Raw genomic sequence first — 24,508 nt, 5'->3', positions numbered from 1 at the left:
CATTTACCTAACTTTGCTAAAATTTTTTTGAATGACGTTTTGGACTAAGATCGCAGGATTCATTTTGCGAAATCGATACTTTGTTTTACTTCTAATTGCTGTGATCACTGGACTTTTAGTCACCCAAACTAAATATATGAGGTTTTCGTATACGGAAGCCAACCTCCTACCAACAGACCACGAAGCCAACGTGGAGTACAACAAGTTTTTGGAAATCTTTGGTGAAGAGGGGAACCTCATTATCCTCGGGGTGAAAGACAGTACCATTTTTACACCTGAGAAATTTAATGCGTGGAACCAATTAACCAAGTCATTTGAAAAAGTAGATCAAGTTGATTTTACCGTTTCAATCGCCGATGTTAAACAACTGAAAGCCGATCGTAAAAACCGTAAATTCATCGTAGAACCGCTCTTTAGTAAACCACCTAAAACACCCGAAGAAGTCGCTGCCATCAAAGAACAACTCTTTGAAAAACTTCCGTTCTACGAAAATCTTTTGTACAATGAAAAAGGCGTATTGCAAACCGCAATCTACCTCAAAAAAGATATTATCAACACTCCTGCTCGTGCCGATTTTATTACGGAAATTCTAAAACCGAGCATCGAAGCCTTTAATAAAAGAGAAGGTATTCAGGTACGTGTTTCAGGAATGCCCTATATCAGAACCCTAAATTCGTTGAATATCACGAAAGAAATGGGAATCTTCGTTTTTGGGGCTCTCTTGATTACAGCACTTATCTTTTTCTTCTTTTTCCGTTCGTTTAGAGCTACCTTTATTACGCTTCTCGTAGTTGCCATTGGCGTTACTTGGGCCTTCGGATTTATCGGGTGGTTCCGCTACGAAATCACAGTATTATCAGCACTTATTCCGCCGTTAATCATCGTAATCGGAGTTCCTAATGCCGTATTCTTAATCAACAAATACCAGCAAGAAGTAAAGAAACACGGAAATCAAGCAAAATCGTTGCAGCGCGTTATTTCTAAAATCGGTAATGCCACCTTGATGACCAACATCACTACGGCCTCTGGTTTTGCCACGTTTGTATTTGTCAAAAGTCAGTTGCTGCGCGAATTCGGAATTTTAGCCTCCGTAAACATCATCAGCATCTTTATTTTAGCGCTTTTAATTATCCCTATCATCTACAGTTTTATGCCGCTTCCTGAAAAGAAGCACCTAAACCACCTAGAAAAAAGGTGGATGGAAGACGTAGTAAACTGGATGGAACGCACCGTAAAAGGACACCGTATTAGTATTTATATCACAACCGTTATCGTAATTATTTTAAGTATGATTGGGTTGTATCAAATCCGCGTTTCTGGAAGTTTGATTGAAGACATGCCTCGCGGTAAACAATTTTATAAAGACATCAAGTTTTTCGAACACGAGTTTGGAGGGATCATGCCCTTAGAGATTTTAATCGACACCAAACGCGAAAAAGGAGTGATGAAACTGTCTACTCTCAAAAAGATTGAAAAACTCAACGAAACCATAGAAACCTTCCCTGAATTGTCAAAGCCAATAGCGGTGACTAATTTAGTAAAGTATTCTAAGCAGGCTTTTTACAACGGAAACCCCAAGTACTATCAATTGCCTACGAGTCAGGAAAAGACCTATATTCTAGCCTATACCAAGAACTCAAAAAGCAATGCGGACATGCTAAAAAACTTTGTCGATGCTACCGGACGTTACGCTCGTATTACGACCTTTATGAAGGACATAGGAACGGACAAGATGGACATTATCCAAGAGCGTCTGCAGGCGGTTATTAAGCGACAGTTTCCGGATAGCAAATTCAAAGTTTCACTTACCGGTAAGGCGTTGGTATTCTTAAAGGGAACCAACTACCTGATCAAGAACCTCGTGATTTCACTATCCTTAGCAATCGTACTGATTTCTATTTTCATGGCGTGGATGTTCCGTTCACCTCAAATGATTTTGATTTCACTGATCCCAAACATGCTTCCACTGCTTATTACAGCGGGACTCATGGGCTTCTTTGACATCCCTATCAAACCATCGACCATCCTCGTGTTCAGTATAGCCTTCGGAATATCTGTGGACGACACCATACACTTCTTGGCAAAATACCGACAAGAACTGCTGGCAAACAACTGGAAAATTAAACCCGCAGTGTATGCAGCTTTACGCGAAACTGGAGTGAGTATGTTTTACACATCTATCGTACTCTTCTTTGGCTTTTTAGTATTTACAGTATCTAGTTTTGGTGGTACCATCGCTCTAGGAGGATTGGTTTCAGTGACCTTGTTACTCGCTATGGTTTCTAACCTATTGTTGTTGCCATCGCTATTGCTATCGTTCGAAAAGAAGATTGCCAATAAAAAAGTACTCAAGGAAACGAACTTCAAAATTTTACCACCTAAAGAAGACAAATAAACTTATACCCTGTTCGTTGCTCAATTTGTAGCAAAAAAGTATCTTTGCTTGTTTTTATACAAGAATTTAAGAAATAATGAACAGAAGTAACGTAAAAGAACTATTACAATCGGATAAGTTTTTACAGGAAGTACATGTAAAAGGATGGGTGAGAACCTTTAGAAGCAATCGTTTTATTGCTCTAAATGACGGTTCGACTATTAATAATATCCAATGTGTTGTAGATTTTGAGAATACTGACGAAGCATTGCTTAAAAGAATTACTACCGGTGCTGCCGTAAGCATCACGGGTACGTTAGAAGAAAGTCAGGGTAAGGGTCAGAAAGTAGAGATTAATGTTAGCAATCTTGAAATTCTCGGTGACTCAAATCCAGAGGAGTATCCTATTCAACCTAAAAAGCACAGTTTTGAGTTTTTACGTGAAAATGCTCACCTTCGCGTTCGTACCAACACTTTTAGTGCAGTAATGCGCGTGCGTTCGGCACTGTCGTTTGCGGTACACCAATATTTCCAACAAAACGGATTCTTCTACGTTAACACCCCAATTATTACGGGTTCTGATGCTGAAGGAGCTGGTGAAATGTTCAAGGTTAGCCAATTTGAAACAAATAAGGCGCCTTTAAACGAAGAAGGTAAAGTAGATTACAGTCAAGATTTCTTCGGAAAAGAAACCAACTTGACGGTATCAGGACAATTAGAAGCAGAAACCTATGCTATGGCATTGGGGAAAGTTTATACCTTTGGACCTACCTTTAGAGCAGAAAATTCAAACACAACCCGTCATTTAGCGGAGTTTTGGATGATTGAGCCAGAGGTAGCTTTCAACGACTTAGACGCCAACATGGACTTGTCAGAAGACTTTATCAAATACGTATTGCAATACGTACTCGATAACTGTAAAGAAGACTTGGCCTTCTTGGATACGCGTTTAACTCAAGAAGAAAAATCGAAACCACAGGCACAACGCAGTGAAATGTCATTGTTAGAAAAACTACATTTTGTTGTTGACAATAACTTTAAGCGCGTGTCGTATACAGAGGCGATTGATATCTTAAAGAATTCAAAGCCGAACAAAAAGAAGAAATTCCAATTCCCAATTGAAGAATGGGGAGCGGATTTACAATCAGAGCACGAGCGTTATTTAGTAGAAAAGCACTTTAAGTGTCCTGTAATCTTATTTGATTATCCAGCGAGTATTAAGGCTTTCTACATGCGTTTAAACGAAGATGGTAAAACAGTACGTGCCATGGATGTATTGTTCCCTGGTATTGGAGAAATGGTAGGAGGATCGCAACGAGAAGAGCGTTTAGACGTGCTCAAAGAGAAAATGGCGGCCTTAGAGATTGAAGAAGAAGAATTGTGGTGGTACCTCGATACTCGTAAATTCGGAACTGCAGTACATTCAGGATTCGGTTTAGGGTTTGAGCGTTTGGTATTGTTCACTACCGGAATGGGGAACATTAGAGATGTGATTCCTTTTCCGAGAACTCCTCAAAATGCAGAGTTCTAAAAAAATCATAAAACTTACTAGTTACAATCGTCATTCCTTTCGGAATGGCGATTTTATTTTTTGCGAATTCATATATTTGTAACTATGTTAAAACAGAGTTTACAGCACAAATTACTTCAAAAACTATCGCCTCAACAAATTCAGTTGATGAAATTGATACAATTACCTACCCAGGCCTTTGAAGAGCGCCTAAAGCAGGAAATTGAAGAAAATCCTGCCCTGGATACGGGAAAAGAGGAAAGCGATAGTTTTGACGACCAGTTCGACAATGAGGTTGACTACGATGATACTGGCAATGAAAAAATTGACACTCAAGACATCAACATAGACGAGTACTTAAGTGATGATGAGTACCCGAGTTATAAAACCCAAGCCAATAACTACTCTTCTGACGACGAGGAAAAACAAGTTCCTTATGCGGCAGGGATGAGCTTTCATCAGTCGTTGAAAGCCCAATTAAACACTTACCGTTTAAACGAACAAGAACGTGCCATTGCTGAATTTTTAGTTGGGAGTATCGACGATAGCGGATATATCCGCCGCGAACTTATCGACATCGTTGACGACCTCGCATTTACGCAAAATATTTTCACAGAAGAACAAGAAGTCGCGCGAATTTTAACCGAAGTAGTTCAAAAACTCGACCCTATTGGCGTAGGTGCTTTAAATTTAAAAGACTGTTTAGTTATCCAGCTCAAGGCAAAAAGTCAAGAAGCTAGCAGGGAGCTCGCAATAAAAATCTTGGAGGACGCCTTTGACCATTTTGTAAAAAAGCACTACAAGAAATTACAAGAAAAATTCAACATCACAGAAGAAGAGCTTCGCGATGTGATCAGTGAGATCGCCAAACTCAATCCAAAGCCAGGGAGTTCTTATGCTGGAAACAACAAGATAGCCGAGCAAATAGTACCTGACTTTACCATTCGCATCATCGAAGGAAACTTAGAACTGACCTTAAATGCCAGAAATGCTCCTGAGCTGCACGTTTCCAGAGCGTACAACGACATGCTGAAAGGCTATCAAGACACCAAGGAAAAGAGCAAGGCACAGAAAGATGCCGTGATGTTTATCAAACAAAAACTCGACGCAGCGAAGTGGTTTATCGACGCTATTAAACAGCGACAACAAACGTTGCTAATCACCATGAACGCCATTATGCAATACCAAGAGGAATACTTTTTATCTGGTGATGAGCGCAAGCTAAAACCGATGATTTTAAAAGATATTGCCGATACCATCAGTATGGACGTTTCTACCGTGTCGAGGGTGGCCAACAGTAAATACGTGACAACTCCTTATGGAACCAAACTGATCAAGGAATTTTTCTCTGAATCGATGAAGAATGATCAAGGTGAAGACGTGTCGACAAGAGAAATCAAGAAAATACTAGAAACGGTGATTGCCGAAGAGGATAAGCGCAAACCTCTAACGGACGAGAAACTTTCTAAAATACTCAAGGAAAAGGGCTATCCTATTGCCCGCAGAACGGTTGCCAAATACCGAGAGCAATTAGACATCCCCGTTGCGCGTTTACGAAAAGAAATATAACGCTATGCGCTGGCCCAAACTCCTCTCCGCCCTATTGCACCCAATTGTAATGCCTACAATTGGAATTTTACTGTACTTTATACTCTCACCAATGAGTATGAACAAAGACCAGCAATTCACTGTATTGGGCATCGTATTTATCGCAACCTACATCATTCCGTTACTCCTGTTATTCTTTTTGAAATCAGTAGGATTGATTAAGAGTTTTGAGGTATTTAGTATCAAAGAGAGGAAGATTCCGCTATTTTTTATGATTACCTTGCTGTATTTTCTGGGCCGACTGTTTAGTCAATTAGCCATAGTACGCGATTTAAGCTATCTTTTTTACGGAATCGTACTTGCACTCATCATTACCTACTTTTTGTTCTATACCGGCTTAAAATCAAGTTTACACTTGATGTCTATGGGAGGTGCTACCGCATACTTTTTAGTATTTCAGCTCATACACCAAGTAAGCACCTTGGCAGTAGTAGCGGTATTTGTAATCCTTTCCGGATTTTTAGCTGCTGCCCGACTGCATTTAAAAGCACATACTACTCGCGAGGTATACATCGGGTTCTTTTTAGGCTTCAGCTGTCAGTTTCTTGTCTACTTTGGTTTATAATAAATAAAAACTCAAGCCCAATTTAAGAATCCTAGTTTCTAAGGGCTCACCTGTGGTGAGACTCGTATTTTTAAAGAGTGGTGTCAGGCCGTAGTACGCATAGAAATTAAACGTACCATACCCTGCTGACAACTGCAAACCATAACGCAATTTATTAAAATTAGGAACGGCGTTAAACTTTACGGGGCTCCCATCCAAATCATAGGTAAAATTATGACCAAAAGTGTAACTGATGGTCAACCCCGCATACACTCTCCAAAACGTATACTTATTGGCCTCCGAAGTTCTAAATCGCAGCTGTATCGGGATGTCAACACTGTGTAATCGGAGTTTATTATTGGTTACTTTATCGGTTTTCTTCTGAAAAACGAAACCTGAATTGGTCTGGACTGGCATCAAATCGTGATTAAACGAATCGTAGGCGTAGCCGGCTCCTATCCCCACTCCTAGTTGTCCGTTGTTCAACAGGGGAATATCGCGTATATACCCACCGGATAGTCCGTACGAAAAACTACTCATAGCCAAGGGATCTGGCTGATTTTGCAGCACGTTATAACTCACATTCAAGTACAATTGATCTTCCCAATAACGATCTCCGACACGGAGTGAATCTTTTTGAGCAAGCAAGGTACTCGCCACTAAAAAGAAACAAAAAGACATCCATTTTTTCATAAAAACAAAGTTACACTAGTACAACGTTTTCCGCTTAAAAAATTGCACAAAAAAAAGTGCCTTCGAAAACGAAGGCACTTTTTTGTATACTGTCAAAGCAGTTTTATTTAGGAATGTTGCTTCCTTTATGCGTAGACAAGCTCAATTTAAGAGCGTTTACATCTCTCAACTTCTCTCTAATATCTGCCAAAGTACCTACACTAGATTCTTTGTCAGCTTTGATCGAAGTGGTCATAAAAGGAACATCTTCCTCTGCTTGGTTACCTCTTTCATTTAAGATAAAAGCAGGAACGTCTTCTGGAGTTCCGATTTTATCATTTAACTGAATTCTGTTGTATCCGTCACCGTATTTGCTATCCTTAGCCTTTCCAACATAGATTGTACTTACTAAACTTTTACGCTCTAACTTCTTCACTTCTGAAGCTTGAGGTAAACGAGGGTTTTCGATCGCTAAATCGGTTTCTCTCATTGTAGTAGTTACCATGAAGAAGAATAATAACATGAAAACGATATCCGGTAAAGATGCCGTCGATAACGCTGGCAATCCTTTTTTCTTCTTTTTAAACTTAGACATACTCCTTGTTTTAACGTTATTATTTTACACTTGTTGGCTCAGAATCGGTAACAACTTGTGGATACCTATCTTTGATATACTTTACTTTCGCTTTTAAATCAAGATCCTTATTGGCACTATCTTTAAATGCTTTTTCAAGTTCTGTGTAGCTTCTTCCGTATTTCTCCTGTGCTAATCTATTACGCAATTCCGTATAAGCACTTAACAATACGTCCTGAACAGCTACATACGTTCCGAACTCAGTACCTCTATCACTCTCCACAGCAATAATTGCTTTGTTAGGGTGATCTGATGATTCTGGGTTTCTTTCCCCTTTACAGTAATCACATGGTAATGATTCTCCTACTCCACCGATTGGGTTACCTTTACCTCCACCGTTGTCAATAAACTTGATAGCGGCAGCTTTAAGGTCTTTCAATTCCATTACATCTCCCTCAACAAACAACTGGTTGTTTCGGTTGATACTTACTTGGAATATGTTTTTCTCTTTTACAATTGGTGGTTTTACATCTGTTTTTTCAGCTAACTTTTTAGGGATACCTGAATCCACGTCCATTGTAGTAGTTACAAGGAAAAAGATAAGGAGCAAGAAGGCAATATCTGCCATCGAACCTGCATTAATTTCTGGGTTTTCTCTTCTTGCCATATCTGCTTACGATTTAACTAGTCCTTTCAATAAATCCCATACAAAGAAAAACCCTGCAACAGCACCTAAAACGATACTATAGGTAATTCCTGTACCTACCCACTTAGAAACGTCTCCTTGTGGAGTTAAAACATTTCCATCAGCTCCTAAAACTTGAGTATCTGATGATAAAATATAAGAAATCACAAAGATTACTCCTAGGGCTACTAAACCTAATAAAGTCTTCTTTAAAGCAGCTGGATTTTTAAGCATTCCCCAAAGAGAAGCCAACACTGCTACTAGTACTACTATTATAAAAAGATAAAAAGAATACGATACTAACATCGATACGGCGCTATCTAATGCAGCTACCTCCTCTTTATCAATTGAAGATACGTTGATATACATCGCAACTCCAGTAATAGAAAGTATGGCTACCAGTACGGTTAAAATTTTATTAATATTCATATTCTATTCTTATTTTTTGTACTTAGCTAATAAATCGATTAAAGAGATTGAAGCATCTTCCATGTTGTTTACGATGCTATCTACTTTAGAGATGATATAGTTGTAGAAAATCTGTAAGATAATCGCAGCGATAAGACCGAATACAGTTGTTAAAAGTGCAATCTTAATACCACCTGCTACTACCGCTGGAGAGATATCATTCGATACTGCAATTCTATCGAAGGCCTCGATCATACCAATTACAGTTCCCATAAATCCTAACATCGGTGCTAATGCGATAAATAAAGATAACCAAGAAACGTTTTTCTCTAATAATCCCATTTGAACTCCTCCGTATCCAACTACAGCTTTTTCAGCAGCTTCTAATCCTTCATCAGCTCTTTCTAATCCTTGGTAAAAGATAGAAGCAACAGGACCTTTTGTGTTTCTACAAACTTCCTTAGCAGCCTCTACACCACCTGAACTCAATGCCTCGTCTACGTTAGCAACTAATTTCTTAGTGTTTGTAGTAGCCATGTTTAAGTATATAATTCTTTCGATAGCGATAGCTAATCCTAAGATTAATGCTACTAATACTACCCCCATAAACTTAGGATCCCCCTCGATGAAACGTTGCTTTAACTCCTGGTGAAAAGTCTTTTCCGCTGCATCTTGAGCGTAAGTTGATTGAATAGCTCCTAAGAACATAAATCCTGCTACAGTTAGGATATTTACTACTTTTTTCATTTTGTTATAATTAATTTTAAATAGTTAACGGGTTAAAAATACAAATTTTACTATGATTTTAATAAAAAAACAATAAGAAGTGCAGGTTTTACCCGCAGTTATTGCAGATTTTTATTTTCAGAGTGGCAAGTAACAAAAAAATGTTGGTTCTTAAAAAAAAATTAACGGTTTTATATATCAACATTAACAGTTCCCCTTTATTTTTTGATATTCAAACAGTTATTTTAAATTAATTAACAATTTCATTCCCTTAATTACTCATCTCACCACGCAATGCTTGCTCGAAATATCGCTTAAATTCCGATTTTGTCAGGTTTTCACCTAGTAAATACATCATTTTTGCTACTGCAGTCTCGGTTGTGATGTCCTTACCGTTGATAACTCCGAGGTTTCTCAAGGCTGCACTCGTTTCGTAATGCCCTAGTATAACACTTCCTCCTTCACACTGGGTAATATCTACTACGTAAATCCCCTGCTCTTGAAACTCTTTAAGAATCTCCAAAAACCAAGGTTCTGACGGAGCATTCCCGGCACCATAGGCTTCCAAAATAATTCCTTTAAGTCCTTCAATTTGCAGGTAGCTGCGCACCACGCGTTCCGTAATTCCTGGAAAGAGCTTGAGTATGGCTATATTATTGTCTAACTTTTTTCTAAATATCAAATCCTCAGCCTTTCCTTCAGGACGCAGTAATAAAGGATAGTTAAAGTTTAAGTGCACACCGCTCTCTACGAGTGGTGGATAGTTCATAGAAGAAAACGCTTCAAATTGTTCGGCACTTATTTTGGTCGTTCTATTCGCTCGGTACAGTTTGTATTCAAAATACAATCCTACTTCTTGAATCACTGGACTCCCATTTTCCTGGGCCGCAGCTATTTGTACCGAAGTAATCAAATTCTCCTTAGCATCCGTGCGCAAGTCGCCAATTGGCAACTGCGACCCCGTAAAAATCACGGGTTTCTGCAAATTTTCGAACATAAAACTAATGGCCGAAGAGGTATACGACATCGTATCGGAACCTGTCAATACAACAAAGCCATCGTAGTCGTGGTAATTTTTTGCAATCATCTCTGCAATCTGAATGTAATAGTCGATGTTCATGTTTGAAGAATCAATAGGGTCTTCAAACGAAATGGTATCAATACTACAATGTAAATGTTGCAATTCCGGAATCTTACTCGAAATCTGACTAAAATCAAAAGCGCGAAGGGCTCCTGTTTCGTAATCCTTAACCATTCCAATGGTTCCTCCTGTATATACGATTAATATAGATGGTTTCTTTGCCATTTTGACAGCTTATTTAAAGTTCTTATATTATGGAATAATTTGTGCTGTAAAGGTATTAAGTAAATAGAATTTATTAAGACATTAATTATAAAGATTTATGGGGTTAGAATATTATATCATTATTGGGGTATTTGCCTTGCTGAGCTGGGCCGTAAGCAACACCCTCAAAAAGAAATTTGACAAGTACTCACGTTTGCGCCTGCGCAACAATATGAGTGGTGCTGAAATCGCGGAGAAAATGCTACAAGATCACGGTATTTACGACGTTCAAGTAATTTCCACTCCTGGAAGATTGACAGACCACTACAATCCAAAAAATAAAACAGTAAACCTCAGCGAAGCTGTATACCACGAACGAAATGCCGCTGCTGCTGCCGTCGCCGCTCACGAAGTAGGCCATGCCGTGCAACACGCACGCGCTTACAAATGGTTAGAAATGCGTTCTAACCTCGTTCCTATGGTCAATATTTCCTCGCAATTTTCAAATTATTTAATCATGTTTGGAATTGTTTTAGGTGCCACTTCCAACTTAGGATTTTGGGTACTTGCCGGAGGAGTTGCCCTGTTAGCAATGGGAACCTTGTTTAGCCTGGTAACCCTACCCGTAGAATACGATGCCAGCAACAGAGCCCTGGCTTGGTTAGAGCAAAAACACATGGTAACCCGAGAAGAACTCGCTGGTTCGAAAGACGCTTTAAAATGGGCGGCTCGCACCTATCTCGTCGCTGCCTTGGGGTCATTAGCCACTTTGGCCTACTGGGTGTTACGCCTCGTTGCGGCCTCGAATAGAAGAGATTAATAGCCACTAGAAAATACCTTTTAAACGATTCGCTTCTGCGAGTCGTTTTTTTTTAGCGTTCATTCCTCACAATTCAACGGTTTTTTATCCCAGTTGAGCCGAATGTACTTTTGGAAATCACTGATAGCCTGCACTTTTGTAGCAAACCTACTAAACAGGCAACCTATGAAAACACTAAGTACCATTGTTCTTATACTAATTCTCCACCTTTCCAGCTGGGCACAATTTAACATTTCAGGAACTATAACTGACAGTTCCCAACAACCCGTACCTTTTGCCAATATCATCGTATACCCTACCAGCCCGAAAGGAGCTCCCAAAGGAGTTGTCACCAATGACGAAGGACAATATCAATTTGAAAGCCTCGCGCAAGGAAATTACCTCTTAGAAGTTTCAGTACTAGGCTTTACCTCAGAAAAAACAGCAGTCTTTACGCTAAACGAACACAAAACCTTCTCGTTTCAACTCAAAGAATCATCAGAAACACTCGGTGAAGTAGAAATTAAGGCCAAGCGTCCCGTAATTCAACAGCGAGCAGAAAAACTTGTCATTGACCTAGAAAAATCTGAAATGCAAAACACCAACCTGCAAGACGTGATGCGGAAAGTACCTGGAGTACTTGTCACCAACAACGGCATCAACTTTGCCGGACGTAACGATGTACGCATCCTCATCAATAACAAGACTACGGAATACATGGATCTGAACTCCCTGCTCCGCGATCTTCCAGCCGATAATATTGCCAAGGTTGAACTCATTGAACAACCCGGAGCTGAATTCGATGCAGAAGGTTCTGGCCCCATCATCAATATTATTTTAAAGAAAAATATTCAACTGGGCACTCACGGAAGTATCAATAGCTGGATAGGTAGAGACCAAGGACTTGAATACGGTAGTTCGGCTTCCTTGGCCAGTTATAAAAACAAACTGAACTGGCAACTGTCATTGGGGTACTCGAGTCCTACCTGGAGAGAAGACCTCTTTATAAAACGCCAAGTCCAGTCCGCAGTATACGACCAAGCTACTCGCGAACCTTACAATCCAAAAAGTCTTCGATTCGGTACCCACCTGGATTACTACCTCAATGACGAACATACGCTCGGATTGGATTTTGGACGAACGGGCACCGATTCGGAACGCATTTCCTCAAGCATCACTCACATTTCCGAAAATGGAACCACACAAACCTTGCGATCGGAAAACAGTTTTGATCGAGACTTAAAGGTATTTAATATCAACCCCTATTACGAATTCAATAACGAGCATCACAAACTGGTATTCGATTACAATCACGTGAATTACCGCACTGACAACCTCAATGCCATCTATCAAAAAGGAGGAACGGTTCCGGTAACTGCCAGGCAGTATCAGCAAGCTGGTGCCTATACCATCAATACCTTCAGAATGGATTACAAGCGTACTTTTAACGATACATTTCAACTAAGTGTAGGATCTAAAGTAGCCTTGGTTGCTACGGATAACGATTTAAAAGCCTATACTGGTGCTGCTGGAGGGTTTCAGTTCCAAGCCGACCAAAGCAATCAATTCCTCATTGACGAAAACATCAGTGCCTTGTATTCCAAATTGCGCATCGCCACTGAACAATGGACTTTTTCTGGAGGTCTTCGGTACGAACACAGCAACACCAAAGGAACTGCCACCAACCCAAACAGCGTGCAGTCACGTGTCATCTCAAAGCTTTTCCCGAGTGCTTCTTTGACAAAAAAAATGGGAACTTCATTAGCCAGCACCCTATCGTATAGTTATCGCATTCGACGACCGAGCTACAATACCTTAAATGCCTTTGTTACCTATTACGACCCACTGTCGTCAGAGGTAGGTAATGCCAACCTCCGCCCTACCTTTACGCACAACTACCAATTCAACCTAAGTTTTAAAGGGCAACCGTTTTTTACCGTTGGATACAGCCAGTCAAAAGACGCCATGTTCCGACTCATTTCCCAAAACGACAGCACCGCTGAAATCAGCCGACGCACCATCAATTTGGACCAACGCAATCATTGGAATTTTCGCCTTTTTGCACCGTTGAGTTTCATTAAAAAGCTAGAAGGCTATACAGGAGTTATCGTCAACTACAACAAATTCACTTCCGATAAATACACCCTAAACCTCTCTAAATGGAATCTCATTTGGTTTACTCATGCTAGCTATAACTTACCTTGGAATATCCAAGCCGAGCTCAACGGAAACTACGGTACTGGTGCTTTGGACGGAGGTGCTGATATCAATTGGTTTGCAGATCTCAACTTTTCTTTCGGAAAAAAATTCATGAATGATAAATTAAAAGTAAATTTAGGCTTTTATAAAATGCTCAATCGCGGTTACGTTGGAGGAATTAGCTATAACAACATCAATGCTGCCCTTGAGAGCAATCAATCGAGACAAAATATCCAACTGAGCATTCGCTACAGTTTTGGAAGTAAATTTGGAAAGAAAAAAACAGCCCGAACGGGATCAGAAGAAGAAGAAAACCGAATAGATAACAATAATTAATTATGAATAGTAAGCTTAACAGATCGGACATTTACTTGCTTTTGGCATACTTTCTAATATCGTTTTCTATACAGTCATACAAATACGCTCAACGCAATGCGTATTTAAGAGAGTACCTTATTGACTTCCCCGTTGAAGCCCTAACGCTCACAACCAGCATTGCCATTTTTGTATTTTGGCTCATTCCCAGAATGGTAGAAGAAAAAAAATACCTGCGCTACACCATCGTTGGACTAGTAGTGATGATTAGCATCACGAGTATCGATTATACCATCGGGTTTTGGACCGGTGGCAACGATTGGAGTAAGTTCCCTTTGGGGCTTGAATTCGTTCGTTTAATGATCGATAAAAGTGCAGAAGAAATGGCCTTTCCGTTTGCCTTATTACTCACAAAGAAATTCTACGAAGGTCAAAACAACCTGTTAAAAATAGAAAAACAACAAAAAGAAAATGAGCTCAAGCTACTGCGTTCGCAAATAGACCCACATTTTCTGTTTAACAACTTAAACACGCTCGACTCCTTGATAGACAGTGACCCTGAAAAAGCCAAGGAATACATTAACAAGCTGTCGTTGATATATCGCTATTTAATTCAAACCAAAGACAGCGAAGTCATGGAACTCCAAGAAGAGGTAAACCTTGCCAGAAATTACATATTTCTCATCCAAACGAGATTTGCAAACGACTACCAATTTGACCTGGCACTTCCGGAACTCGCCGACGACTTATTTTTACCCACAGGAGCCTTGCAAACCTTGCTCGAAAACGTTGTTAAACACAATAAACCACAGCATCAACCGATAAAAACGCAACTTAGCTATTCAGCAAACAGCATTACCATCACCAATACTAGATCAGCGATTCAAACTCCGGAAATCTCGTTTGGTACCGGATTAGAAAACCTAAAAACTAGGTACCGACATTTTACCGATATACCGGTTCGCATACGATCGAGTCAAGACGAATTTTCAGTTAGCATCCCAATTATCAAACTGACCTCTTAACGGCATATTATGAAAGTACTTATTTTAGAAGATGAAATACCGGCATACCAGAAGTTAGCCTCCTATTTAGCAGATTTGTACCCTACAAGTGACCACGAACATCATTGGGGGCGCTCGATTAGCGAAGGACAAGCCTTACTTAACCAGCACGACTACGATTTTATCATTTCAGACATTCAGTTACTCGATGGAATATCTTTTGATTTATTCGATGCCCACCCAAGTAATTGCCCTATTATTTTTTGTTCAGCTCATGACAATTACTTGTTCAAAGCTTTTGACACCAATGGTATTGCCTATATTTTAAAACCTTATACCAAGGCGGACTTTAGAAAAGCCATCGAAAAATATCAGGTACTCTTTAAAAGCGGAAGCTACAAAACACTCAATAAAAACACCTTGCATCACCTAAAGTCGGCACTCCACCAAGAATACAACACCTACAAGAAAAGGTTTGTAATTAAAAAACCCACAGGTATTCAACTCCTGAACGTAACGGATATCAGCTTGGTAAATGCTTCCGGTGATTTTTGCATCGCCACAGATAAAAGCGGACAACGCCATACCATCTCTCAAACATTAGGTGCTGTAGCCAAGCAGTTAAACCCTCAAAAATTCTTTAAAATCAATCGCAGTGAACTGGTTCAGATTGATGCCATCACGGCCATCGAAAGTCATTTTAAAAACCGCCTACTCATCAGTTTAGAAGGCCATCACGACAAGGTAATGACCAGCTCGTCAAATACGGCAGAATTCAGAAAATGGTTAGAACACTAAAAAAGCTCCTTTTTCAAGGAGCTTTTTGTATTAATCGTTAAGTTTTAGTACTGCCATAAACGCCTGTTGTGGAATTTCTACATTTCCTACTTGGCGCATACGCTTTTTACCTTTTTTCTGTTTTTCTAATAATTTACGCTTACGTGAAATATCCCCTCCATAACACTTGGCTGTTACGTCTTTTCTCAGGGCTTTTACCGTTTCACGCGCAATAATTTTAGCTCCAATTGCTGCCTGAATAGGGATATCAAATTGTTGTCGAGGAATCAATTCTTTTAATTTCTCACAAATTCGCTTACCGATATTATAGGCATTGTCGGCGTGTAATAACGATGATAAGGCATCAACCGACTGTCCGTTTAAGAGCATATCTACACGTACCAACTTCGATTTCTTCATTCCTATTGGGTGATAATCGAACGAAGCATAACCTTTCGAAACTGTTTTAAGTCTATCGTAGAAATCGAAAACGATCTCTGCCAACGGCATTTCAAAAATCAACTCAACACGTTCCGGTGTCAAATACGTTTGATTCACAATCTGCCCTCTCTTTTCGATACACAAGCTCATTACCTGCCCCACAAAATCCGATTTAGTAATGATCGAAGCTTTGATAAACGGCTCCTCTACTCGGTTTAGTTTTGATGGGTCTGGTAAATCAGACGGATTGTTTACAATGATAATCTCATCCGGTTCTTTGTTGGTATACGCGTGGTACGACACGTTGGGAACCGTGGTAATCACGGTCATATTAAATTCTCTTTCTAAACGCTCTTGAATAATTTCCATGTGTAACATTCCTAAGAATCCACAACGGAATCCAAATCCAAGTGCAGCAGAACTCTCTGGCTGGAACACCAACGAAGCATCGTTCAACTGCAGTTTTTCCATAGAAGCACGCAGTTCTTCATAATCTTCAGTATCTACCGGATAAATCCCAGCAAATACCATTGGCTTTACATCCTCGAAACCAGCAATTCCTTCTTCGGTAGGGTTCACAAAATCGGTAATTGTATCACCAACTTTAACCTCTTTCGCTGTTTTAATACCAGTAATTAGGTAACCTACATCTCCAGTTTTAATTTCTTTTTTAGGTACTTGATTCAATTTTAAAGTTCCAACCTCATCGGCAAAATACTCCTTGCCCGTAGCCATAAACTTAATCTTCTGATTCTTTTTAATAGAACCGTCAAGTATACGGAAATAGGTTTCAATTCCTCGGTATGAGTTATAAACACTGTCAAAGATCAAGGCTTTTAACGGTGCATCAGGATTTCCTTTTGGTGCAGGAATTCGATCGATGATCGCCTCTAGAATTTTATCAACTCCAAACCCAGTTTTTCCACTGGCAGGAATAACATCTTCTGGGTCACAACCTAATAAATCAACAATATCATCAGTAACTTCCTCAGGATTCGCACTTGGTAAATCTACTTTGTTCAACACCGGAATAATCTCTAAATCATTTTCTAGAGCCAAATACAAGTTAGATATTGTTTGTGCCTGAATACTTTGCGCAGCATCTACAATTAACAATGCTCCTTCACAAGCCGCAATAGAACGTGACACTTCGTACGAAAAGTCTACGTGACCAGGAGTGTCAATTAAATTAAAGATATACTCTTCACCTTCATGAGTATACTCCATTTGAATTGCATGCGATTTAATGGTAATACCACGCTCGCGCTCCAAATCCATACTATCCAATAATTGATCTTGCTTTTCTCGTTCCGTTACCGTTTGCGTATAATCCAACAAACGATCGGCTAAGGTACTTTTACCGTGATCAATGTGCGCAATAATGCAAAAATTTCTAATGTTTTTCATGTATCTAATCCTAATATACTGATGACCGACAAAGATACGCTATTTCAGGCCGTAAGCAAATTAATTTCCGCACATAAAAATCATAACCCTAGTCAAAAAGTAGGGAAAAACACCTTTAAATTGTTATATTCTAAACACATAAACACAACTACCTTGCAAATAGTTAAAAAAAATAGTAATTTACTATGTAATCAATAGTGTTTTTACACGACTACTAACAAATCACAAAAACAACAATTCAATGAAAAATGTAACCAAATCCCTGTTTGTACTGAGTGTTTCACTCTTTTTCTTTAACTGTTCCTCTTCAGAAGTGACACCGCCAGACAACAACCCGACACCGACGGCCACCAAAACGACCTATGACAAAGATGTAAAAACCTTAATCAACAACAGTTGTGCTACATCGGCTTGTCACGATGCCGTTTCACCACAGGCTGGACTTCCCCTTACCAATTACACTCAGGTAAAAAATGCAGCACAAAACGGAAATCTCATCGCCCGAATCAACAGCAGCTCTAATCCCATGCCGCCATCGGGACAAAATTCTACCGTTGTTGCTATAATTGCCAAATGGAAAACGGATGGATATCTCGAAAATTAATATCCGCATCCTTTGCCTGCTTTTATTCTTTACGAGTCAAAGCATGTGCGCACAAAAATACTTTACCCGAACGGGTACTACGGAGTTCAAAGCATCAGTAGATGCTTTTGAACCCGTTGAAGCAACGAGCAATAGCAGTTCGGCCATCCTAACAAATAGCGGTGATTTCGCGGCTCAAGTGTTCATCAACTCCTTTCAATTCAGAGTGGCTTTAATGCAAGAACACTTTAATGAAAACTACATGGATTCTGATAGCTTTCCTAAGGCGACTTTTCGCGGGAAAATTCAGGGTTTTGAAGGCTTTGATGGCAGTACTATGCGCGAATATACCCTTAGTGGAACGCTTACCATACGTGGAAAAACAAAGAAAGTTACCCTACCCATTCGCTTCACCCCTAACAAAGGACAGTGGGTATTAGCGGGGACATTCGAGGTAACGGCGGCTGAATTCGGCATTGAAATTCCGAGTATTGTTCGAAAAAAAATAGCGAAAAACATACGTATTAGTATACACTATGAACTTTCAAAAAAATAAAAAGTGGTTTCTCATCGGTTTATTAGCGATCACACTGAACAGTTTTGGAATCTATCAATACCTTTTTCAAGCGCCTAAAACTACGGAACAACGCTCCGTAGCTTACCGCGGAACTACCAACGATTTTCTGACAAAACTCCAAAAAGAACCGACCTCGTGGAACGGTAAAACTGTTGTTTTGACTGGAGTTGTAACGGAGTTACTCGCCGACGGCGTACTGGTAGATGCCGTTGCCTTTTGTCAGATGACAGAAAAGAACTCCTTGAGTAAAGCACAAAAAATAAACATTAAAGGTCAAGTTATTGGCTATGACGAACTGTTAAATGAATTAAAATTACACCAATGTATTCTAGAAAAATAAGAAAAACACTCGCAATTATGGGGCTGCTTTGCGCCATTCCTTCAGGATTGTGGGCACAGGATGACCTGCTTGATGAACTCGATACGGATGGTCAAGAACAGCACTTTGTACTTCCGGCTTTTAAGACCTTAAAAATTGGCAATCTCCAATCGACAAAAATTGCCGATAAGGGTGACTTATACCTCATCGTTTCGCACCGCTTTGGTCCGCTTAGCGATGGCTTCGACACCTTTTTAGGCTTGGACAATGCCAACACTAAAATTGAATTACTTTACAGCTTTTGGGAAGGCGTACAGTTTAGTATTAGCCGAGAATCGTTTGACCGTACCTATGCGGCAAATACCAAGTTTCGAATTGCCAAACAATCCTCCTCATTTCCTGTAAACCTCGTAGGCTATGCCGGAATATACCGCAACACCTTAATCAACACAGCCACCTTTCCTGCTCTGAAAGATGCCGACCGTTACAGTTACAGCCTTCAAGTGCTCGCTTCTCGACGCTTTTCTAAAGCGTTTTCCTTAGAATTAGCTCCGACCTTCATTCGCGAAAACTTACAAGACCTCAACAATACAATTACCGCCAACCACAATCAATTTGCCTTAGGCTTAGGAGGTCGTTATAAAATTAGCAAGCGCGTGAGTTTAAACGCTGAATACGTGCATAACTTTAACCGTGATAGCAACTCAAAATTTACCAATCCCTATACTTTTGGGGTGGATATAGAAACAGGAGGACATGTTTTTCAACTGTTGTTTACCAATGCGCAATCGACCAACGAACCAGGCTTTATTAGCAAAGCTGAAGGAGATATTGCCTTTGGTTTTAATATTGTCCGTGTATTTTAACTCCTTGAAAACACCCTTACTACAGGTTTCTGCTACCAGAAACCTTTTTTTATACCTAAAAAATAAAAGTTAACTTTGCCAAAATTTTTTAGTGTGGTTAAGATTGATAATATAGAGTTACCAGATTTTCCGTTGTTACTAGCTCCTATGGAGGACGTAAGTGACCCTCCCTTTAGAGCCCTATGTAAGGAAAACGGTGCAGATGTAGTATACACAGAATTTATTTCTTCGGAAGGATTGATTAGAGACGCTGCAAAGAGCGTGATGAAGTTAGACATCTACGAAAAAGAGCGCCCTGTAGGAATACAGATCTTTGGAGCCAACTTGGATTCGATGTTGCGCTCAGTAGAGATTGTTGAAAAAACAAAACCCGACATTATTGATATCAACTTCGGATGCCCGGTGAAAAAGGTCGTTTCTAAAGGAGCTGGAGCCGGAATCTTAAAGGATATTGATTTGATGGTAAAGCTTACAGAAGCCATGGTAAAACACACCAGCTTACCAATTACCGTTAAAACGCGTTTGGGTTGGGATCACGACTCTATCCGCATTGTGGAAGTAGCAGAACGCCTTCAGGATGTAGGGTGCAAAGCAATTTCTATCCACGGTAGAACACGTGCTCAAATGTACAAAGGAAATGCCGATTGGCGCCCTATTGCCGAGGTAAAGAACAACCCTAGAATGCACATTCCAGTGTTCGGAAACGGTGATGTGGACTCTCCTGAAAGAGCCAAAGAAATGCGTGATGTATACGGACTTGACGGCTGTATGATTGGTAGAGCCTCTATAGGATACCCTTGGTTTTTCAACGAAGTAAAGCACTATTTTAAAACAGGTGAACACCTAGCGCCACCAACCATTGCAGAACGTGCAGAAATGGCACGACGCCACCTAGAAATGTCGATCGACTGGAAAGGAGAGCACCTCGGAGTTGTGGAAACACGCAGACATTATACCAACTATTTTAAAGGAATCCCGCATTTTAAAGAGTACCGTTTAAAAATGGTTACTAGCGATGATCCGCAAGTAGTATTTGACACCTTTGAACTCGTCAAAGAAAAATTTAGTTAATGAAGAAAAACAGCGATTCGCTGTTTTTTTTATTTGTTAATAAAGGAAGCGGAGATTCGGGCACTCGCAATTTTTGACGCTATAAATCCTAAACAGATAATGGTCAAAACCACCACGATAAAATTACTCCAACGCAGTTCTACCGGATAGGGCATACTCGCTGTGATTTTAAACCAACCAAACTGCAATTGCAAAGCTACTAAGGCTCCACCGATGCAGAGTCCGATACACATTCCTACCAGAACTAGTAAAAAACCTTGATACACAAATATCTTTTTGATATCCGCCAAACTAGCGCCTATAAACAGCAAGGTTTTTAAATTTTTACGCTTGTCGATAATCATCATAATAATAGACCCTATAACGCTAAACAGCGCAATGATAATGATCAAGGTAAATATCAAATAGGAAATAAAGTTCTCTGTATTTACCACCTTGTAATACAAGGCATTGAGTTCTTTTTTGGTTTTTACCTCATAGCCCGCTCCCAACTGACGTTGTAATTCAGCTTTGACCTGTTTGGGTTTTACTCCTGGAACCAGCTTTACTTCGATTGCAGAAATCTCATTTTTATCGTACCCCAACAATTCTTGTGCTAAAGCCAGACTGGTAAACACGAATTTCCCTTGAAATTCTTCCGAACCAGTATAAATCCCTATCACTTGCGTTTTTACGGAGTTAAATGCTTTGTTCGGGTTCATGATAAACTTCTTCCCGGGTTTAGGCACGTACATTTTTAACGGTTCCCCAAGGTCTCCCACATTTAATGAAAGGGCATAAGAAATTCCGGATCCAACCACTGCTGTATTCACGTATTCATAGTCCAACCAGGTTCCCAATACCACAGCCGAATCGATGGCCACCACCTGATTAAAGCTGGTATCCACTCCTTTGATATAGGCAATGTGATTTTTATCGCGATACATGAGTGAAGCGCGTTCCTCCAATACTTTGGCGTAGGTAACAACCGACTTCGAGCTGTTGAGCATGCCGTGGAGTTCGGGAGAAAACTGAATTCTCTTTCCTGTAGCTGGCAGTATTTTAAGATCGGGGTCGGAAACCTCTAACAGCGAGTCACTGAAAGTTCGCAAACCAGAAAATCCCGACAGTACTATAAACAAAGCAGCAGTACCAACCACCACTCCAAACATCGCAATAAATGTGATGATGTTAATGGCATTGGTACTGCTCTTAGAATATAAATACCTTTTGGCTATATAAAGTGAAAAATTCAATAGACTCGTTAAAAATTCAACAAACCAAAAGTAGGTGAATTTTTTATAAAGTCATAGCCTTTTATCTTTTTTGACGTCTCGGGAGTATGTCTGGATTTTTAATAGGATCTAGATCTTCACCTTTCAACGACTTATCGATTTCTTCGATATAATCTAAACTGTCATCACCGAAGAACAACAACTCTGGCATTCTTCTCAATTGATTTCTCGTACGCTGTGCGAGCTCGTGTCTAATTGCTGGCGTATTAGAAACAATTCCTTTGATGATTTCTTCTCTTTTTTCAGAAGGAAAAACACTCAAATACACCTTTGCTACTCCTAAATCTGCTGTTACTGATACTTTAGATACAGAAATAATCACTCCTCTCATTCCGTCCTGAGCAGCGCGTTGTAATACATCCACTATGTCTTGCTGGAGTACGCCTGCTATTTTTCGCTGTCTATTTGTTTCTTCCATGCTGCAAATTTAGGGAATATTTTCTTTGGGCTCTAGTGTTTAAGGCGTATAGATTTTATTTTTTATCGCGTACATCACAAGTCCTACCCTATTTCGGACATCGAGTTTTGTAAACAGGCTATCGCGATACCCGTCAATCGTTTTAGGACTTAGAAACATTTTCTCGGCAATTTCTTTGTACGTCAACTCGGAACAAGCCAAACGCATAAAGGTCAATTCGTTTTCCTTAAACTTGATAGTACTCTTTCCATTTTTTCCAGATACGGACTCCAACAGTAAATTGGTCACTTCTTTGGTATGATAAAAACCGTTCTCCATCAATTCCATCAAAGCGCGTTCTAGGACTTCCTTTTTCGTGTCTTTTAGCAAATAGCCTACAGCACCTGCTTTCAACATTTTTAAAATGGTGGTATCGGCATCTTCTACCGATAAAGCCATCACGTGTACCTTCGGATGGTGCTCCACTATCCACTGCGTGGTTTCTATCCCGTTCATTACAGGCATGTTTACATCGACCAAAACAATGTCAGGGACATTTTTAGGTGATCCTGTAAATTTTTCTGCGAGTTCTTTTCCGTTTTTACAAGTATACAATACTTTAAATTTATCGAAAGTGTTTACCATACCTTCGATTGCTTGCGACAACAACGTGTGGTCGTCGACGACAACTACAGAATATTTCATAATAAAGTTCAGTTTAGGTTTCCTCTTCTGCTACAATGGGGAATGCTTAAAAATAATAATTAATTATCAAAGTTGTACCATTTTGAGGCTCCGATTTTAGTTCCGCTTGGGCTTTTATCAATTCTATACGCGCTTTTATATTTTGTAATCCAAGTCCTTTGTAGGCAACCTTGTCCATATCAAAGCCAACTCCATTATCGCGCACGCGGATGTGAAGTGCTTCAGGGGTATACTTCAGATGCAAACACAATTCCGAAGCTTTAGAATGCTTAATGGTATTGGAAAAAAACTCTTGCAATACGCGAAACATGATAATTCCGTGCTTTTGATTCACCGTTTGAACGGCCCCCTCAATTTCCAAGCTCGCCTCGATGTAATTTAATCGGTTAAAACGATCTATTTCCAGTTGCAAGGCGTCTGTAAAAGCGATGTTATTGATGAATTCAGGGTTGATCAACTTGGAGAGCGATCGAATTTCTGACAAGCTCTTGCTAATCGTTTCCGTAATATCTTTCAGTTCCTCTGAGTCTACCTGCTGCAATTGAATTTTTGCCAGTGTCAACAGCTGTCCAATATTGTCGTGTAACTCCCAGCTGATGCTTCGCAAGGTTTCTTCTCGAATTTCTATCTGCGTTTCGGCAATTTCTCTTTCAAAGCGTTTTTTTATGGCCTCTTGATCTTCCAGTAATTTATTTTTTCTCCGTTGAAACACCGAAAATAGCAGCACTAAAAAAGCCACTACGATAACGATGACCAGGGTCGTCACAATTAATATTTCTCCTTCTTGCTGCATACGAATCCAAAAATTATCAATAAGTTCATCAAGATAATAAGAACATTTAATACAAAAAACAATCCTCGGGTTTGCATGTAGTGAACCATGCTAAAGAATGGAACCGACGAAAGGTGAAAAATTAAAAAAGCGACAGCTACCCAAAACGAGATCATTTTTTTGTACACCAAAATCTTATCCGACAACAGCAATTCTCTCAAATACCACAAGGCGTACACCGCGATACAGAGAGAACCAAAAATTACCGGTTTGGTGATTTGAGCTCTTGCCTCAAAGTACCACAACCACACGAATAAAAATGCCCACCACAACAGCCATAGAATTTTCCGTTGTCCTACCAATACTCGAAACAACAGCAAGGCCAACAAATTTTGGAACGCTATAAAACCGTAGGACAGATAATAGCTATCGATCTTAAAAGAATACACAAACGTTCCGATGCTTTCGACCAGCGCAATGAGCAGTAGCAGTGCTACCAAAAACTTGTAGAACGGTTGGTTTGCATACCGCTTCAGATACACTACACTAAGTACGGCTGTGCTAATTTGAAAGAAGAGGGAAAGATTTTGGAACATTCTGGCTGAGTTAAGAGATT

25 protein-coding genes are annotated in these 24,508 nt (G+C 39.8%); 13 read left to right on the top strand and 12 right to left on the bottom strand.

Going from position 1 to position 24,508, the window contains the following annotated elements:
- The first annotated feature begins 31 nt into the window (after positions 1-31).
- From ACKTS5_RS03305 to ACKTS5_RS03290, 4 genes are all read left to right on the top strand, one after another.
- Positions 32-2,395, top strand: a complete 2,364-nt coding sequence (locus tag ACKTS5_RS03305; RefSeq protein ID WP_408042415.1) for an efflux RND transporter permease subunit — start codon at positions 32-34, stop codon at positions 2,393-2,395.
- Positions 2,396-2,471: 76 nt separating this feature from the next.
- Positions 2,472-3,905 (top strand): asparagine--tRNA ligase, encoded by a 1,434-nt coding sequence (gene asnS, locus ACKTS5_RS03300; RefSeq protein ID WP_408042414.1) that lies wholly within the window; start codon positions 2,472-2,474, stop codon positions 3,903-3,905.
- A gap of 84 nt (positions 3,906-3,989) precedes the next feature.
- Positions 3,990-5,453, top strand: coding sequence for an RNA polymerase factor sigma-54 (gene rpoN, locus ACKTS5_RS03295; RefSeq protein WP_408042413.1), 1,464 nt, complete (start codon positions 3,990-3,992; stop codon positions 5,451-5,453).
- 4 nt (positions 5,454-5,457) lie between these two features.
- Positions 5,458-6,057 (top strand): hypothetical protein, encoded by a 600-nt coding sequence (locus tag ACKTS5_RS03290; protein ID WP_408042412.1) that lies wholly within the window; start codon positions 5,458-5,460, stop codon positions 6,055-6,057.
- Here the strand turns inward: ACKTS5_RS03290 and ACKTS5_RS03285 are convergent.
- The 6 genes from ACKTS5_RS03285 to ACKTS5_RS03260 form a co-directional block, all read right to left on the bottom strand.
- On the bottom strand, positions 6,052-6,729 hold the full coding sequence (locus tag ACKTS5_RS03285) for a porin family protein (RefSeq protein ID WP_408042411.1): 678 nt from the start codon (positions 6,727-6,729) through the stop codon (positions 6,052-6,054). The genes ACKTS5_RS03290 and ACKTS5_RS03285 overlap by 6 nt on opposite strands.
- A 103-nt stretch (positions 6,730-6,832) precedes the next feature.
- Complete coding sequence (locus ACKTS5_RS03280; RefSeq protein ID WP_408042410.1) at positions 6,833-7,303, bottom strand: ExbD/TolR family protein; 471 nt, start codon at positions 7,301-7,303, stop codon at positions 6,833-6,835.
- A 19-nt stretch (positions 7,304-7,322) separates the two neighbouring features.
- Complete coding sequence (locus ACKTS5_RS03275) at positions 7,323-7,949, bottom strand: ExbD/TolR family protein (protein WP_408042409.1); 627 nt, start codon at positions 7,947-7,949, stop codon at positions 7,323-7,325.
- Between the two features lie 6 nt (positions 7,950-7,955).
- A complete protein-coding gene (locus ACKTS5_RS03270) occupies positions 7,956-8,396 on the bottom strand; it encodes a hypothetical protein (protein ID WP_408042408.1) in 441 nt (146 codons plus the stop codon).
- A 9-nt stretch (positions 8,397-8,405) separates the two neighbouring features.
- Complete coding sequence (locus tag ACKTS5_RS03265; RefSeq protein WP_408042407.1) at positions 8,406-9,122, bottom strand: MotA/TolQ/ExbB proton channel family protein; 717 nt, start codon at positions 9,120-9,122, stop codon at positions 8,406-8,408.
- Positions 9,123-9,372: 250 nt separating this feature from the next.
- Positions 9,373-10,407, bottom strand: a complete 1,035-nt coding sequence (locus ACKTS5_RS03260; RefSeq protein ID WP_408042406.1) for an asparaginase — start codon at positions 10,405-10,407, stop codon at positions 9,373-9,375.
- A 97-nt stretch (positions 10,408-10,504) separates the two neighbouring features.
- Here ACKTS5_RS03260 and ACKTS5_RS03255 point away from each other — a divergent pair, with 97 nt between their 5' ends.
- The 4 genes from ACKTS5_RS03255 (at position 10,505) to ACKTS5_RS03240 (ending at position 15,501) form a co-directional block, all read left to right on the top strand.
- On the top strand, positions 10,505-11,206 hold the full coding sequence (locus ACKTS5_RS03255) for a zinc metallopeptidase (RefSeq protein WP_408042405.1): 702 nt from the start codon (positions 10,505-10,507) through the stop codon (positions 11,204-11,206).
- Positions 11,207-11,371: 165 nt separating this feature from the next.
- Positions 11,372-13,720: an outer membrane beta-barrel protein gene (locus tag ACKTS5_RS03250; protein ID WP_408042404.1), complete on the top strand. Its 2,349-nt coding sequence runs from the start codon at positions 11,372-11,374 to the stop codon at positions 13,718-13,720.
- 2 nt (positions 13,721-13,722) lie between these two features.
- Positions 13,723-14,724, top strand: a complete 1,002-nt coding sequence (locus tag ACKTS5_RS03245) for a sensor histidine kinase (protein ID WP_408042403.1) — start codon at positions 13,723-13,725, stop codon at positions 14,722-14,724.
- Positions 14,725-14,733: 9 nt separating this feature from the next.
- On the top strand, positions 14,734-15,501 hold the full coding sequence (locus ACKTS5_RS03240; protein WP_408042402.1) for a LytR/AlgR family response regulator transcription factor: 768 nt from the start codon (positions 14,734-14,736) through the stop codon (positions 15,499-15,501).
- Positions 15,502-15,531: 30 nt separating this feature from the next.
- Here the strand turns inward: ACKTS5_RS03240 and lepA are convergent, their stop codons facing one another.
- A complete protein-coding gene (gene lepA, locus ACKTS5_RS03235) occupies positions 15,532-17,328 on the bottom strand; it encodes a translation elongation factor 4 (protein ID WP_408042401.1) in 1,797 nt (598 codons plus the stop codon).
- A 241-nt stretch (positions 17,329-17,569) separates the two neighbouring features.
- Between lepA and ACKTS5_RS03230 the strand changes: the two genes are divergently transcribed.
- The 5 genes from ACKTS5_RS03230 to dusB all read left to right on the top strand — a co-directional run bounded on the left by ACKTS5_RS03230 (position 17,570) and on the right by dusB (position 20,744).
- Positions 17,570-17,932: a hypothetical protein gene (locus ACKTS5_RS03230; protein WP_408042400.1), complete on the top strand. Its 363-nt coding sequence runs from the start codon at positions 17,570-17,572 to the stop codon at positions 17,930-17,932.
- A complete protein-coding gene (locus tag ACKTS5_RS03225; protein WP_408042399.1) occupies positions 17,913-18,467 on the top strand; it encodes a YceI family protein in 555 nt (184 codons plus the stop codon). Before ACKTS5_RS03230 ends, ACKTS5_RS03225 begins: the two co-directional genes overlap by 20 nt.
- Positions 18,448-18,828 (top strand): hypothetical protein, encoded by a 381-nt coding sequence (locus tag ACKTS5_RS03220; RefSeq protein ID WP_408042398.1) that lies wholly within the window; start codon positions 18,448-18,450, stop codon positions 18,826-18,828. Before ACKTS5_RS03225 ends, ACKTS5_RS03220 begins: the two co-directional genes overlap by 20 nt.
- Entirely contained in the window at positions 18,810-19,673 is an 864-nt protein-coding gene (locus tag ACKTS5_RS03215; RefSeq protein ID WP_408042397.1) for a DUF5777 family beta-barrel protein, read from the top strand. The genes ACKTS5_RS03220 and ACKTS5_RS03215 overlap by 19 nt, the downstream gene beginning before the upstream one ends.
- Before the next feature lie 93 nt (positions 19,674-19,766).
- A complete protein-coding gene (dusB, locus tag ACKTS5_RS03210; protein ID WP_408042396.1) occupies positions 19,767-20,744 on the top strand; it encodes a tRNA dihydrouridine synthase DusB in 978 nt (325 codons plus the stop codon).
- A gap of 29 nt (positions 20,745-20,773) precedes the next feature.
- Here dusB and ACKTS5_RS03205 read toward each other — a convergent pair whose 3' ends face one another.
- The 5 genes from ACKTS5_RS03205 to ACKTS5_RS03185 all read right to left on the bottom strand — a co-directional run bounded on the left by ACKTS5_RS03205 (position 20,774) and on the right by ACKTS5_RS03185 (position 24,488).
- The gene (locus ACKTS5_RS03205; protein WP_408042395.1) at positions 20,774-21,979 is read right to left on the bottom strand and encodes an ABC transporter permease; all 1,206 of its coding nucleotides are present in this window, start codon (positions 21,977-21,979) and stop codon (positions 20,774-20,776) included.
- A 61-nt stretch (positions 21,980-22,040) separates the two neighbouring features.
- On the bottom strand, positions 22,041-22,436 hold the full coding sequence (rbfA, locus tag ACKTS5_RS03200; protein WP_408042394.1) for a 30S ribosome-binding factor RbfA: 396 nt from the start codon (positions 22,434-22,436) through the stop codon (positions 22,041-22,043).
- A 39-nt stretch (positions 22,437-22,475) separates the two neighbouring features.
- A complete protein-coding gene (locus ACKTS5_RS03195) occupies positions 22,476-23,120 on the bottom strand; it encodes a response regulator transcription factor (RefSeq protein WP_408042393.1) in 645 nt (214 codons plus the stop codon).
- Positions 23,121-23,166: 46 nt separating this feature from the next.
- Positions 23,167-23,913, bottom strand: a complete 747-nt coding sequence (locus tag ACKTS5_RS03190; protein WP_408042392.1) for a sensor histidine kinase — start codon at positions 23,911-23,913, stop codon at positions 23,167-23,169.
- Positions 23,889-24,488: a hypothetical protein gene (locus ACKTS5_RS03185; protein WP_408042391.1), complete on the bottom strand. Its 600-nt coding sequence runs from the start codon at positions 24,486-24,488 to the stop codon at positions 23,889-23,891. Before ACKTS5_RS03185 ends, ACKTS5_RS03190 begins: the two co-directional genes overlap by 25 nt.
- Between the last annotated feature and the right edge of the window lie 20 nt (positions 24,489-24,508).

Origin of the sequence: Tenacibaculum litopenaei, assembly GCF_964514025.1 — a bacterium.
Classification (GTDB): domain Bacteria; phylum Bacteroidota; class Bacteroidia; order Flavobacteriales; family Flavobacteriaceae; genus Polaribacter; species Polaribacter litopenaei.
The sequence above is the reverse complement of the archived record's forward strand: the minus strand, read 5'-3'. Positions and strand labels throughout refer to the sequence as shown.